This is a genomic window from Sphingobacterium sp. JUb56 (genome assembly GCF_014191365.1).
GTDB classification, from domain to species: domain Bacteria; phylum Bacteroidota; class Bacteroidia; order Sphingobacteriales; family Sphingobacteriaceae; genus Sphingobacterium; species Sphingobacterium anhuiense.
In genome coordinates, this window is record NZ_JACHWL010000001.1 from 953,021 (window position 1) to 968,238 (window position 15,218).

General features: G+C 35.9%; 11 protein-coding genes. 8 read left to right on the top strand and 3 right to left on the bottom strand.

Annotated elements, in window-relative coordinates:
* Window positions 1-6 precede the first annotated feature (6 nt).
* Window positions 7-798 (top strand): SDR family oxidoreductase, encoded by a 792-nt coding sequence (locus tag FHR29_RS03635; RefSeq protein WP_132842521.1) that lies wholly within the window; start codon window positions 7-9, stop codon window positions 796-798.
* A 77-nt stretch (window positions 799-875) separates the two neighbouring features.
* Here the strand turns inward: FHR29_RS03635 and gap are convergent, their stop codons facing one another.
* The 3 genes from gap to pfkA are packed head-to-tail and all read right to left on the bottom strand — an operon-like array spanning window position 876 to window position 3,739.
* Window positions 876-1,874, bottom strand: coding sequence for a type I glyceraldehyde-3-phosphate dehydrogenase (gene gap / locus FHR29_RS03640; protein WP_132773545.1), 999 nt, complete (start codon window positions 1,872-1,874; stop codon window positions 876-878).
* A gap of 4 nt (window positions 1,875-1,878) precedes the next feature.
* A complete protein-coding gene (locus FHR29_RS03645; protein WP_021190387.1) occupies window positions 1,879-2,730 on the bottom strand; it encodes a hypothetical protein in 852 nt (283 codons plus the stop codon).
* 22 nt (window positions 2,731-2,752) lie between these two features.
* A complete protein-coding gene (gene pfkA, locus FHR29_RS03650; protein WP_021190386.1) occupies window positions 2,753-3,739 on the bottom strand; it encodes a 6-phosphofructokinase in 987 nt (328 codons plus the stop codon).
* A 164-nt stretch (window positions 3,740-3,903) separates the two neighbouring features.
* Between pfkA and FHR29_RS03655 the strand changes: the two genes are divergently transcribed.
* The 7 genes from FHR29_RS03655 to FHR29_RS03685 all read left to right on the top strand — a co-directional run bounded on the left by FHR29_RS03655 (window position 3,904) and on the right by FHR29_RS03685 (window position 15,193).
* Window positions 3,904-4,575 (top strand): NrtR DNA-binding winged helix domain-containing protein, encoded by a 672-nt coding sequence (locus FHR29_RS03655; RefSeq protein ID WP_021190385.1) that lies wholly within the window; start codon window positions 3,904-3,906, stop codon window positions 4,573-4,575.
* Between the two features lie 156 nt (window positions 4,576-4,731).
* Window positions 4,732-5,355, top strand: a complete 624-nt coding sequence (locus tag FHR29_RS03660) for a TetR/AcrR family transcriptional regulator (protein ID WP_183912393.1) — start codon at window positions 4,732-4,734, stop codon at window positions 5,353-5,355.
* A gap of 8 nt (window positions 5,356-5,363) precedes the next feature.
* Window positions 5,364-6,713, top strand: a complete 1,350-nt coding sequence (locus FHR29_RS03665; RefSeq protein ID WP_183912395.1) for a TolC family protein — start codon at window positions 5,364-5,366, stop codon at window positions 6,711-6,713.
* A 12-nt stretch (window positions 6,714-6,725) separates the two neighbouring features.
* Window positions 6,726-7,784 (top strand): efflux RND transporter periplasmic adaptor subunit, encoded by a 1,059-nt coding sequence (locus tag FHR29_RS03670; RefSeq protein WP_132842526.1) that lies wholly within the window; start codon window positions 6,726-6,728, stop codon window positions 7,782-7,784.
* A gap of 16 nt (window positions 7,785-7,800) precedes the next feature.
* Window positions 7,801-10,977: an efflux RND transporter permease subunit gene (locus FHR29_RS03675; RefSeq protein WP_132842528.1), complete on the top strand. Its 3,177-nt coding sequence runs from the start codon at window positions 7,801-7,803 to the stop codon at window positions 10,975-10,977.
* 183 nt (window positions 10,978-11,160) lie between these two features.
* A complete protein-coding gene (gene glmS / locus FHR29_RS03680) occupies window positions 11,161-13,002 on the top strand; it encodes a glutamine--fructose-6-phosphate transaminase (isomerizing) (RefSeq protein WP_132842530.1) in 1,842 nt (613 codons plus the stop codon).
* A gap of 4 nt (window positions 13,003-13,006) precedes the next feature.
* Complete coding sequence (locus tag FHR29_RS03685) at window positions 13,007-15,193, top strand: DUF4954 family protein (RefSeq protein WP_183912397.1); 2,187 nt, start codon at window positions 13,007-13,009, stop codon at window positions 15,191-15,193.
* Window positions 15,194-15,218: the final 25 nt, after the last annotated feature.

The following is a 15,218-nucleotide window of genomic DNA, read 5'->3' on the forward strand; positions in this document are numbered from 1 at the left end:
TAGAATATGAATTTGAATTTGAAAGATAAAGTTATAATTGTCACAGGAGGTGCAAAAGGCATTGGTAAGGCAATTGTTTTAGGTTTGGCAAAAGAGGGTGCTATTCCGGTAATTGTTGGACGTAGACAGGTTGATAATGATCTTGTTAAGCAAGAAGTAGAAGCTCTTGGCGGGCAGGCTTTTGCTGTGCAGGCAGAACTGTCTGATCCGAAAGATTGTGAGACTGCAGTTGCGACAACAATTACTCATTTTGGGCGTATAGATGGCTTAGTGAATAACGCAGGAGTGAATGACGGAGTAGGTTTAGCCTCTGGTAATTATGAAAAGTTTTTAGCTTCTTTACATAAAAATCTAATTCATTATTATTTAATGGCGCATCATGCATTAGATGCTTTGATCGCATCACAAGGTAGTATTGTAAATATTACTTCAAAGACGGCAGAGACAGGGCAAGGCAATACATCAGCTTATGCAGCCTCTAATGGCGGTAGAAATGCGCTAACAAGGGAGTGGGCTGTGGAACTGCTTCCACACCGAATCCGCGTGAATGCAATTGTCGTCGCAGAATGTGCTACGCCACAATATGATACCTGGATACAAACTTTAGATAATCCTGTAGAAACTTTAAAGAAAATCACAGATCGTATTCCACTAGAACATAGAATGACTACTTCAGAGGAAATTGCTAATACAGCATTATTTCTTTTGTCCGACAAATCTAGTCATACAACAGGGCAGTTGATTCATGTTGATGGTGGTTATGTTCATCTTGATCGCTCGATCATTGCCGAGCAATAACCATAGGAAGTTATTGAGGAAATAAAAAGGGCTTTTAATATTTATTAAAAGCCCTTTTACTATTCAATCGATAAGGATTAACCTAATTTACCAATTTCTTGAACTAAATCAACGATCTTGTTAGAGTAACCCCACTCGTTGTCATACCAAGAGATAACTTTAACGAAGTTTTCATTTAATGAAATACCCGCTTTAGCATCAAAGATAGATGTGCGCGCATCACCTACGAAATCAGTTGAAACAACTTCGTCTTCTGTGTAACCTAAAATACCTTTTAAATCACCTTCAGAAGCTTCCTTCATAGCCGCTTTGATTTCTTCGTAAGTAGCAGATTTTGCTAAACGTACTGTTAAATCAACAACAGAAACGTCTGCTGTAGGAACGCGTAAAGACATACCTGTTAATTTACCTTTTAATTCAGGTAAAACTAAACCAACAGCTTTAGCTGCACCAGTAGAAGAAGGGATGATGTTTTGATAAGCACCACGTCCACCTCTCCAGTCTTTCACTGAAGGTCCATCAACTGTTTTTTGAGTTGCAGTAACAGCATGTACAGTTGTCATTAAACCTTCAACGATACCAAATTTGTCGTTTAATACTTTAGCAACAGGTGCTAAACAGTTTGTTGTACATGAAGCGTTTGAAACGATATGTTGATCTGCTTTTAAGTCTTTATGATTAACACCCATAACGAAAGTAGGAGTATCATCTTTAGCAGGTGCTGACATTACTACTTTTTTCGCACCAGCATCAATGTGTTTCTGTGCTAATTCTTGTGTCAAGAAGAAACCTGTAGATTCAATAATAACTTCTGCACCAACTTCATTCCATTTTAAGTTTGCAGGATCTTTTTCTGCTGTAACACGAATTGTTTTTCCGTTAACCACTAAGTTTCCGTTAACAACCTCTACTGTTCCATCGAATTTACCATGTGTTGAATCATATTTCAACATATACGCCATATAATCTGGCTCCACCAAGTCATTGATACCAACAACTTCAACATCTGGACGATTTACCGCAGCTCTGAATGCTAAACGACCAATACGGCCAAATCCGTTAATTCCAATTTTCATATTATTAATTTTTATTGATATAATATTTTATAAGATTATGAATAGGTTCCTTTATAATTGTCCCTATTGATATATTAAATTCTTCCGTTGCCACCTCTTTAAGCAAATTTTCAAAATTAGCGGCTACGGAGCCTGTAAAGTGAATGTCATTATCAGGATGTTCCTTGTACAATGGTTTAATGAAAGTTTTAAGAAACAAACGAAATCCATTTTTTACAATCTGAATAATGAATGGATGATTTTTGTTTTCCAACACAAATTCGGAGAATGAATTGAGAAAAATAGTTGGTTGAGGGGAATTATAAACCTTTTCCAAGATTATTTTCCGATCAATAGCATATTTATTTAATAGTTTATCCTGCAGATCTTGCGGGAGTGTATCTGTTAAATAATGCTTTAACAACATTCTTGATGTCCAATTCGTCGATCCTTCATCGGCTAAAATATAACCGAGGCCATAGTTATTTGGGATAACTTTTTTTCCCGTATAAAATGCCGCATTTGAGCCACTTCCGATAATGCCGATAATGCCTTTTTCATCGCCAAAAGAAGAAATTGCAGAGGCGATAACATCATGTTCCACCTTTACTTTCGCGTTAATAAAGAATTTTTCAAATACAGTTTTGATTTTGTTCTTGCGTTCCGGAGAAGATGAACCAGCACCAAAAAAATAAATCCGTTTGATCTTTTCAGCATTATTGATCAAATTGGTATTCTTATTTAATAGTTGTGCAATATATCGCTCGTCTTGCAGATAAGGGTTAATTCCACTTGTACGAAAGCCCGTGATCACACGACCTTTATCGGCTAATCTCCAATCTGCAAATTTTGAACCACTGTAGACCACTGCAATCATCTGAATTCTCTATTTTTTTATTTTAAATAGCCAATACTTGAACAAGTTCTAACATATCAGAACTTAATTTGTATTCTTTATTATTAATAGCCTCCTCTAGTGGAGTCGTAACAACTTCATTCCCTCTAACACCAACAGTCATACGATTGTTTCCTTTTAATAATTCTTTTACGGCAGCAAAACCTAAACGGCTCGCAAGTACCCGATCAAAGCTTGATGGAGAACCACCGCGTTGTAAGTGCCCTAAGATACTAACTTTTGTGTCATAATAATCAAATTTTTCTTTCACTTTTTTAGCTACATTATAGGCGCCTCCGTTTTGATCACCTTCTGCGACAATAACAATTGAAGATGATTTTTTTCCACGGCCATCTGCAGCTGATAAGTGAGCAATTAATTCATCTATCGCTGTTTCCTTTTCTGGCAACAAAATTGCTTCTGCACCACCAGCTATACCAGCATTCAAGGCAATACAGCCAGAGTCTCTTCCCATAACTTCAATGAAAAATAAACGCTCATGGGATGCAGCTGTATCTCTAATTTTATCTATTGCTTCGATAACTGTATTAGTTGCCGTATCATAACCTAATGTGAAATCAGATCCGTATAAATCGTTATCGATTGTACCAGGGATACAAATAACTGGAATATCATATTCTTTTGAGAAAAAGTCTGCACCTGTAAAAGTTCCATCTCCACCTATAGCAACCAAAGCATCAATACCGGCCGCTTTTACATTTTCGTAAGCTTTTGCTCTTCCTTCTTTTGTTTTAAATTCGAGACATCTCGCTGTTTTAAGAATAGTTCCGCCTAATTGGATAATATTACTAACCGAACGTGATGTCATTTCTGTAAAGTTACCGTCCAACATACCTTGATATCCTTGGTATATACCGGTAACACTTAATTTTTCGTATAATGCTGTACGGACAACCGCTCGAATGCAAGCATTCATGCCTGGAGCGTCTCCGCCTGATGTAAAAACTCCGATTCTTTTAATATTCACCACTGTCAAAAATTTTAGGTTGTACGAATATAGTGTATTTTTTACACTATTGAAATTATTTTTTATTTTTTTGTTTCGATAAAAATTAAGGTAAAGTTATTAACTTTATAGCATAAGCTACATATTCAACTCATTGGTTTAAGTAAAGATAATAAATTAGAAAAGTTTTGTATACTACATTTACAGTCGATTGTGTCATTTTCGGTTTTTATGAGGGGGAACTACATGTTCTACTAACGGAGAGAAATGAATATCCTTTTAAGGATTGGTGGGCGTTGCCTGGTTTTTTTGTTAATAATGATGAAGAAATGGAGGATGCTGTTAAACGGATATTATATGAAAATACAGGTCTTAAGGATGTATTTTTGGATCAATTGTATGCCTTTGCAGGTTTAAAAAGACATCCTCAGGGAAGGATCTTGACAGTTGCTTACTATGCTTTACTACAATTGGATAAGACAAAAATTAAGTTAAAGCCAGTTACTTCTTATATGCGACAGGCCAAATGGTTCCCTTTAAATAAAGTACCAGATTTGGCTTTTGATCATAGTACAATTTTAAAACAAAGTGTTGAAAAATTGAGACGTCGTATTGCTAATACACCCATCGCTTTTGAACTGTTGCCAGACAAATTTACGTTGACACAGTTACAAATGGTCTATGAAAGTATTTTGGGAAGAGAATTGGATAAAAGAAATTTTAGAAAAAAAATGATTAACTACGGTTTTCTTAAAGAATTGGACGAAGTCCAAAAAGGAGTAGCTTATCGTGCGGCAAGGCTTTACAAGTTGGATAAACGCAAGTTTTTAAAGCAATTTCAAAACAGTATAACTTTTTAACAGTTATAAGTTTAAAGTAATTAAAGTGCATATCGTATAGTATGCACTTTTTTTATTTCAAAAATTGACGATCTGTTGACAATTAAATTGTGAGTGTTTTTCACTTTTTGTATATTTGACCAAAGTTTACATAAAGTCAAAAGTTTAGAATCAAGTATGTCAACAAACAATGATAATAAGAAAGAGTTCATTATTGCCGCAGCTATTAGAAGATTTGCGCACTATGGCTTTTCTAAAACAACCATGAATGAGATTGCAGAAGATGTAAAAATTACCAAGGCAAACCTTTACTATTACTATCCAGATAAAACAACATTAGTGCATGATGTAATCTTATCCGTAACTGATGATTTCAGGAAGCAGGAACAAGACCTAATTAAGAAGTCTAAATCATCTGTAATAAATCTTCTTTTGGATTTATTAGATTTAAAATCTGCATTTATTGAACGTCATTATATGTTGCACATGAATGAGAACATGGAATGGATAAAGGGTGCTCCCTTACAAACATTGATGCGGGAAATTCATGAAAAGGAAGTTGTCGAAGTCGCCAAATTATTTCAAAAAGGAGTCGATAGTAAAGAACTTGCCATAGAAGATGTACATAAAACTAGTGAAATGTACGTTTACCTGATGAAAAGTATCGGATTAGTTGGAATATTATGTGATGTGTTTACAGGAATTCCAACCCAATGTAACGTGGGCGATGTTTTACAGAAACAAAAAGATGCAACAATGTTAATATACAATGGTTTAAAGTTTAATACGGTTTCGAATTAATTATAAAAATGAAAAAGATAAAAATAGTAGGAGTGCTATTAGCCGCTTTGTTTTCAGTGAATTTCGTGCATGCGCAGGAAATATTAACATTGAATCAAGCTCTTAAGTATGCGCTGGAAAACAAAGCAGAGGCAAAAAAATCAACACTTGATTTAGAGAACGCCCAGTATAAAATTGACGAAGTCCGAGGGGGAGCTCTTCCGCAGATTAGTGGTGCAGGTACATTGACATATAACCCAATGTTACAGAAGGTGGCACTACCTGGAGAAATTATTGGAAAACCCGGTGAAACAGTAATGGTCGCAATGGGGCAAAAGTGGCAATCAAATGCTTCCCTGCAGGTTAATCAGCAACTATTTAATCAATCTTTATTTACGGGTTTAAAAGCCGCAAAAACTACGAAAGAGTTTTATATCATTAATAAAAGCTTGTCTGATGAGCAATTAATTGAAAAGGTCGCAAATGCGTATTATGATGTTTTTCAGACACAGCTACAACTAGAGACCGTTGATAATAATTTAAATAGCACAACTAAAACAAGAGATGTAATCGCGGGTTTGGTACAAGCGGGTTTGGGAAAGAAAATTGATTTGGATCGTACAAGTGTAGCTGTCAATAACTTAAAAGCAAACCGTCAAATTTTGATTAATGCATTGGAATTGAAAGAAAATGCGTTAAAATTTGCTATTGGTATGCCGATGCAACAGGAAGTTAAACTTCCCAATGAGACTTTTGAAATAAACCTATCAACAGCTGATTTAGCCGCGGCAGAATTAGCATCAAGAACCGAAGTGAGGTTGTTGGAAAAGCAAAATCAACTATTGGAATTGAACCGAAATGCTATGAAAGCTGAACTTTACCCTAAACTTTCATTTTCTGGTAATTTGGGATATTTGGGAATGGGACCTACTTTCCCGATTTTCACAAAAAATGAAGGAGTTAAATGGTCGGGTTTTTCAGGTTTAGGCTTAAACCTTTCAATTCCTATTTTTACAGGAGGAACAACAAAAGCTAAAATTAACCAAGCGACTATTCAGTTGAAACAAGCACAGGTTGATTTGGAAGATACCAAATTGGCGTTGAGTTTATCCAATGAAAATGCTAAATCACAGATTACAAATAGCTTATTGACAATTAACAGTAATCGCGAAAATGTGCAATTAGCAAAAGAAGTTTTGGATAATACGCAGAATAATTATAAAAATGGATTAGCAACGCTCACAGATTTATTAGATGCTGAGAATGCTTATGCAGATGCACAAAACAATTTAAGTACATCATTATTAAATTATAAAGTAGCTGAAGTTCAGTTGATTAAGGCTAAAGGGGAATTAAATACATTATTAAATAGCAAATAGTAACCGATATATATGAAAAAGATATTTATTACAGGAATCATAGTTATTGCTGCATTAGCAGGTATTATGTATGTGTTGAAAAAAAATAAAAAGGAAAATGAAGCTCAAACAGCTGTAGTAGCGCAAAAAAATGCAGCAGTTGCTGTTCGTATTGCTGAGGCAGGCATTAAGGATGTCAATACAGTATACGTAACAAATGGAACTTTCGTTCCTAAACAAGAAGTTAAACTTTCTTCAGAAGTTGCTGGACGTGTAGCTCGTGTACTTGTAGATGAAGGTGATTATGTTAAGGTAGGACAGACATTAGCCATTATTGTTGGAGATAAACAAAACGTAAGTGTAAACAATGCACAGGCGGTTTACGATAATGCGAAAAATGAGGTAGCTCGATTTGAAAGTGCATTTGCAACAGGTGGTGTTACGAAACAACAATTGGATCAGATGAAATTGCAATTGGAAAATGCAAAAAACAATTTACGCTCATCACAGATTACGGCCTCAGATGTTAACGTAAAAGCTTCATTTGCCGGTATTGTCAATAAGAGAAGTATTGAGCCAGGTTCATATGTAAGTCCAGGAAATGAAATGTTTGAAATCGTCAATGTTTCTTCATTAAAATTGAAGGTAAACGTGGACGAGAAAAATATAGGATTTGTCAAATTAGGTCAAAACATCAAGGTTCAGTCAGCAGTGTTAGCTAATAAAACCTTCCAAGGTAAAGTAACATTTATTGCGCCCAAAGCAGATGGAAGTTTAAATTTCCCTGTTGAATTGGAAATAAGTAATAATGCTGCTAATGATTTAAAGGCAGGAATGTACGGAACAGCTTATTTTGGTGATGATCAGACTGCTCAAGCATTAGTTGTTCCTAGAGATGCTTTTGTCGGTAGTGTAAGCTCGAATCAGGTATTTGTTGTTAAAGACGGAAAAGCGGTATTAACTAAAGTAACTGCTGGTCGTGTGTTTGGAGATCAGGTTGAAATCATTTCAGGTATCGAAAGTGGTGCACAAGTCATTACGACAGGACAGATCAATTTATTGGATGGTACTGCTGTAGAAATCATTAAATAATTAACGTGAGTTTTAAATGAAAATTTCTGAAATATCTATAAAACGACCGAGTATCATCATTGTCATATTTTTATTATTGACATTAGGTGGTATCGGATCTTATTTGAATTTAGGCTACGAATTAGTTCCTAAATTTGATGTGAATGTTATAACTGTACAGACCGTCTATCCCGGAGCAGCTCCTTCGGAAGTAGAAACATCTGTTTCTAAAGTAATTGAGGATGCCGTTTCATCTTTAGAGAACGTAAAAAAGATTGAAACAAAATCTATGGAAAGTGTTTCGGTCGTCATGATTACGCTAAATACAGGTGCTGATGTCAATTTTCTATTGACAGATGCACAACGTAAGATCAATGCTGTGATCAATGATTTACCGGAAGATGCCGAAACCCCTTCTTTAAGTAAATTTTCACTCGATGATGTGGCGATAATGAACCTTTCAGTAACCTCAAGCTTATCTGAAAAAGAATTATACGACTTATTAGATCAAAAAATTCAACCTGTTTTTGCCCGTATATTAGGTGTTGCAAAAGTAGATTTGACCGGTGGTGAAGAACGCGAAATCCAAGTAAGTGCTAATCCTGAAAAATTAGAAGGATATGGACTTACTATCAGTGATGTGCAAAAAATAATTGCATCTTCTAACTTAGATTTTCCAACAGGTAGCATTAAGTCGAGAGACAATCAGACAACAATCCGCCTATCGGGTAAATTTACTTCATTGGACCAAATGCGTAATCTTCCGATCACTACGCCTTCTGGTGTATCAATTCGTTTAAGTGATGTTGCAGATGTTCAGGATGGTATCAAGGATATTGAAAAGATATCTCGTATTGACCAAAAAAACACCATTTTAATGCAGGTTTTCAAGCAGTCAGATGCCAATGCGGTTGCTGTATCGAAACTTGTTAAAAAGACAATCGAGGTTGTAGAAAAAGATTACAAGGAACAAAAAATCAAAATTGATGTCGCGAGTGATTCGACTGAATACACCATTAATGCCGCAAGTAACGTAATGCACGATTTAATGATCGCTGTTGCTTTGGTAGGTTTTATCATGTTGTTTTTCTTGCATAGTTTACGTGATGCCTTTATCGCTGTTGTAGCTATTCCTTTGTCATTGATTGCAACTTTTATCGGGCTTTATGTAATGGGGTATACGCTTAACTTAATGTCTTTATTAGGTCTTTCCCTAGTGGTTGGTATTTTGGTGGATGATGCGATCGTTGTTATTGAGAATATTCACAGGCACATGCAAATGGGTAAAAGCAAGATTCGTGCAGCGTATGATGGTGCTGCAGAAATTGGTTTTACCGTAACTGCCATTACGTTAGTAATTGTCGTTGTATTCTTACCGATTGCTTTATCATCAGGTTTAGTATCTGACATCTTGCGTCAATTTTGTGTAACGGTTATTTTTGCAACATTAATCTCTTTACTTGTTTCATTTACCGTAGTACCTTGGTTGTATTCACGTTTTGGAAAATTGTCACACATTAGCAATGCGACTTTTTTTGGTAGAATTTTAGAAAAATTTGAAGCAGGATTACAGAAATTGACACATTGGATTTCTGGCATTTTAGAATGGGCATTACGTAATCGCTGGAATAAGGTAATTACACTGGTCGTTACGATCGTGATGTTTGCCGCATCCATTAGTTTATTGGTGATGGGTTACATTGGTACAGATTTCTTTCCTGGTAATGATAAAGGAGAATTCTATTTACAGCTAGAACTTAATAAAGATGCTTCGATTGAACAAACCAACTTTATGACACAAAAAGCTGAATCATTTTTAGCGGCTAAACCAGAGATCGAAAGAGTGATCACAACTGTGGGACAGGCGTCTGATGGTATGATGGCTGGTACTTCAGGAACGAAGTATAAATCTGAAATGCAGATTTATTTGAAAGATGGTCAAAACAAATTAGTTCCAACAAAGGTGTATGCAGCGAAGTTGAAACGAGAGATGGAAGAGCATTTAGTTGGAGCTAAAGTGAAAACGGTTTCAATTGGTATTATGGGTGCAGAGCAGGCTCCATTAAATTTAACTGTAATTGCATCATCGCAAAAAGATGCCTTAGAATTTGCCGATAAGGCTGCCGCATTATTGCGTAATATTTCAGGGGCAACGGAAGTAAAATTGACATCAGAAGATGGTAATCCGGAGATCAATGTGCAATTAGATCGTGACAAGATGAATGCTCTGGGATTAAATGTCGCTTCTGTAGGTATGACGATGCAGACAGCATTCTCTGGTAATACTGATACAAAATACCGTGCTGGTGATACAGAATATGATATCAACATTCGTTATGATCAATCTGGGAGAACGAGTATGGATAATGTGAAAAACTTAAAATTCATTAATGCGAAGGGCGAGTCGATTTCCTTAGAACAATTTGCAGATATCGAATATGGATCTGGGCCAACTTTATTGGAGAGACGTGATAAGTCACCATCTGTTTCAGTACAAGCGCAAGTTGTCGGTAAACCTGCTGGTACGATAGCGACTGAATGGGAAACTGAATTTAAGAAACTTGAACTTAAACCAGGTGTATCGTTCAAGTGGGGTGGTAATATGGAGAATCAGCAAGAAGGTTTCGGTACATTAGGTATTGCATTATTAGCTTCTATTATTTTAGTATATTTTGTGATGGTAGCCTTGTACGATAGTTTTGCAACGCCATTTATTGTATTGTTTTCAATCCCATTATCTTTCATTGGTGCATTTTTGTTATTAGCATTGACGAACCAGACTTTAAATATCTTTACTATTTTAGGTATTATTATGTTGATTGGTTTAGTTGCGAAAAATGCCATTATGTTGGTTGACTTTGCAAATCATAAGAAAGACGCCGGTTTTACTACATATGAATCATTAATTGCGGCAAACCATGCACGTTTACGTCCTATTTTAATGACAACTATCGCAATGGTTATTGGTATGGTTCCGATTGCAATGGCGCAAGGTGACGGTGCTGACATGAACCGTGGTATTGCAATTGTGATTATTGGAGGTTTATTGTCATCGTTGTTTCTTACGCTGATAATCGTACCAGTTGTTTACTCTCTTTTCGATGGCATTCAAAGAAGATTGGGTAATCATGAAAAGGTAGATTACGAAGCAGAAATGGTTGCAGACTATGTTCCAAGTGATGATTATGTGGATGAAATGTCCAGCAAGCACTAAACATTTTTCATACGTTTATTTAAAAGAAGAAAGCCTTGCAAAACTGCAAGGCTTTCTTCTTTTGTTACTGTTCGTATTTAATTTATGTTAAATTTTGATAAAATTATTTCAAACAATCGATTGCATTAAAAAAAATGCTAATTTTGATTCAATTGTTTAAATTAATAACGTTAATAATAAATTATGTGTGGAATAGTTGGTTACACGGGTCCGCGTCAGGCATTTTCTATCGTGCTTGATGGACTTAAGAGATTAGAATATCGTGGATATGATAGTGCTGGTATAGCATTAGTTCAAGAAAACAAGCTCAATGTTTTTAAAAAAGCAGGTAAAGTAGCAAATTTGGAAACTGCCGTTTCTGGCCATGATGTTAGTTCACATACCGCTATTGGACATACCAGATGGGCTACACACGGTGAGCCTTCCGACAGAAATGCTCATCCACATTATACACCTGATGGTCAAATTGCCATGATTCATAATGGTATTATTGAAAACTATCAAACTATAAAAAATGAATTAATCAGTAAAGGGTATGAGTTTAAAAGCGATACAGATACCGAAGTTTTACTCTATTTTATTTCTGAAATTAAGAAAAATAATGCCTGTAGTTTAGAGGAAGCAGTACGTATTGCTTTAAAACGGGTTGTTGGTGCTTATGTTATTTTATTGATAGAACCGGAACATCCTGAAACCATCATTGCGGCACGTAAAGGAAGTCCATTGGTGATCGGTATTGGTAAAGGAGAGCATTTTCTTGGTTCCGATGCATCTCCAATGTTAGCATATACCAATGAGGTTGTGTATATCAATGATTACGAATTGGCCATTGTTAAACCTGATGAATTAATATTAAAAAATATAGGAAATGAGCGTGTTACACCTTATGTTCAAAAGTTAGATCTGGAATTGGCTGCGATTGAAAAAGGAGGCTATGATCACTTTATGCTCAAAGAAATTATAGAACAGCCGCAAGCTATTTTTGATTCAATGCGTGGACGTTTGGATTTAGATAAACTGACCATTACATTGAGCGGCATTGAACAATACGCAGAGCAGATTTGTAAAGCAAATCGAATAGTTATCGTCTCATGCGGTACAAGTTGGCATGCCGGACTAGTAGCTGAGTATTTAATTGAAGAGCTTTGCCGTATCAATGTTGAAGTGGAGTATGCTTCAGAATTTCGTTATCGAAACCCTATTGTCAATGAAGGAGATGTTATTTTGGCGATATCACAGAGCGGTGAAACAGCTGATACATTGGTTGCCTTAGAAAATGCGAAAAGCAAAGGCGCAATTATATTGGGAGTTGTAAATGTTGTAGGATCATCTATTGCAAGATTATCGCATGCTGGTGCGTATACGCACGCTGGTCCAGAGATTGGAGTGGCAAGTACAAAGGCATTCACTGCGCAGTTAACAGTTCTTGAATTAATAGCAATTAAAATAGCGCATATTAAAAAAACAATTGACGAGCAGCAATATGCACATCTTTTAAAAGAACTGAGTGCAGTTCCAGATAAAGTACAAACGATTTTAGATACGCAGCTTCCAAAAATCAGAGAAATAGCTCGTAAATATAAGGACGCAAGAGATTTTCTATATTTAGGTAGAGGATATAATTTCCCTATTGCATTAGAAGGTGCCTTAAAACTAAAGGAAATTACGTATATCCATGCAGAAGGGTATCCGGCAGCAGAGATGAAGCACGGACCTATTGCATTAGTAGATGAAAATCTTCCAGTAGTATTTGTGGCTACCAAGGACCGATATCATGAGAAAATTGTGAGTAATATTCAGGAAGTGAAGGCCAGAAAAGGTCGTATTATAGCGGTTATTACTGAGGGAGATGAAGTATCAAAAGGGTTGGCGGAAGATTATATCGAAATTCCGGATGCTGATGAAATTGTAGCACCTATTTTATCCGTTATTCCATTGCAATTATTATCATATTATATGGGCGTTGAACGTAATCAAGATGTTGACAAACCTCGTAATCTAGCCAAATCTGTGACTGTTGAATAAAAATATGAGTCAAATAAAAAAAGGTAGCATCACTCGATTAGGATTTGATTTTATTCCACAGGTATTTATACCAAAAGGGAAAGATGAAAATCATCATCGTTTTGAACAAAATCCACGTTCAGATTATAGGAATTTGACAGTAGAAGAAATCGTCATTCTTATCGAAAATGGTAATAGGGCAGATAATTGGGAGAATATCTTGGTAAGTGAATCATTTATCCCTTATCAAATTAGACAGAGTAATTTCTTTGGGTTGGTTCGAATTGGTCATATGGCCCCAACCTATTTAGAATATCGTAATCTTAAACTGGAATCAGGTATTTATAATAGCACTATTGTAAGTTCTGATTTGGGTGATTACGTGGCTATACACCATGTCCGTTATATGTCTCATTTCATTATTGGTAACGATGTTATATTAAGTAACATCAGCGAAATGGAGACGAGTAGTACTGCTAAATTTGGAAATGGAGTTTTACGAGAAGGGGAGGCTGAAGATCTACGGATAGCATTGGAGCTATGTAACGAAAATGGGGTACGCTCTATTCTTCCTTTTGATGGGATGCAAGCAGCGGATGCTTATTTGTGGACACGAAATAGGCAAGATACTGTTTTGCAGCATAGATTCAAGGAGCTGACTGAAAAGAGATTTTCCACAGTACGAGGCACCTATAGTATGATTGGCGATCGCTGTATCATTAAAAATTCGCAGAATATAAAAAATGTGCAAATTGGTTCAGATGCATATATTAAAGGAATCAATAAACTGAAAAATCTTACCATTAATTCTTCGCCCGAAGCATTTACACAAATCGGTGAAGGTTGTGAATTGGTCAATGGAATTGTCGGATATGGATGCCGTATATTCTACGGAGTTAAAGCCGTAAGGTTTATTTTGTCGTCTTTTTCACAATTGAAATATGGCGCTCGTCTTATAAATTCTTTTTTAGGAGATAACTCAACTATTTCGTGTTGCGAAGTTCTAAATTCTTTAATCTTTCCTGCACATGAGCAGCATCATAACAATTCTTTCTTATGCGCGGCAACGATCATGGGGCAGAGCAATATGGCTGCAGGTGCGACAGTTGGTTCCAATCATAATTCTAGAGCTGCAGATGGTGAAATTATTGCAGGAAGGGGTTTCTGGCCAGGCCTATGTGTTAGTTTAAAGCATAATTCAAGATTTGCATCTTATACACTTCTAGTAAAGGGTGATTTTCCATATGAAATGGATATTCCGATTCCATTTTCTTTGGTCAACAATGATGTTAAAAACGATAAATTAATGATCATACCTGGTTATTGGTTTATGTATAATATGTATGCGCTTGTTCGTAATGCAAATAAGTACGCAAGTAGAGATAAACGTTTATTGAAAAATCAATATTTAGAGTATGATATGCTTGCTCCAGATACGATCAATGAGCTTTTCAATTCCTTGCGCATTATTGAATTGGCAGTTGGTTCACAGATGAATGAAGAGAGCAATTCACTCACCAAAGAAGAAATTATTCGAGCTGGTAGAGCAAAATTGACTGGACCGCTAGATCAGATACCTACATCAGTTCTTGTAAAAGGATTTGAACATTCGAAAAGGAAAGTGGAATTGGTCAAAATTGGCACTGCTTATCCACTTTTTAAGCGATTTATCCAATACTACGGAACCATTCATATGATTGACTTTTTAGAAACTCATAGCTTTGAAGAGTTGAAAAATGAGATGACAAATAGTCAACGCCTAGAGTGGGAAAATATCGGTGGGCAATTGATAGAAAAAAATGCTATTGATCAATTGCTTCGTGAAATTAAATCAGGCAAGATTGATGATTGGGAAGATATCCATAAATATTATCATGAATTGAGTCGATCTTACTTAGAAACAAAAAGGGCGCATGCATTTGCATCGTTACTCGAAATTACAGACGTAACATCGGAATCTATATCGATTGAAATTGTGCAAGCTTGGCTGAAAGAAGCGATCTCGCATCGAACATGGATGGTTGATGAAATTTACGCAAGTAGGGCGAAAGATTACGAGAATCCTTTTCGAAATATGGTATACAACAGTGAAGAAGAACGCGATTTGGTTGTTGGCAAATTATCTGAGAATAGTTTTATTTTGCAGCAACGTGACGAGCTCAATGGCTTTATAAAATGTGCCCATAAATTAATTTCAAAACTGTCGAATTAGACGATAATATAAAAACAAAAAATAA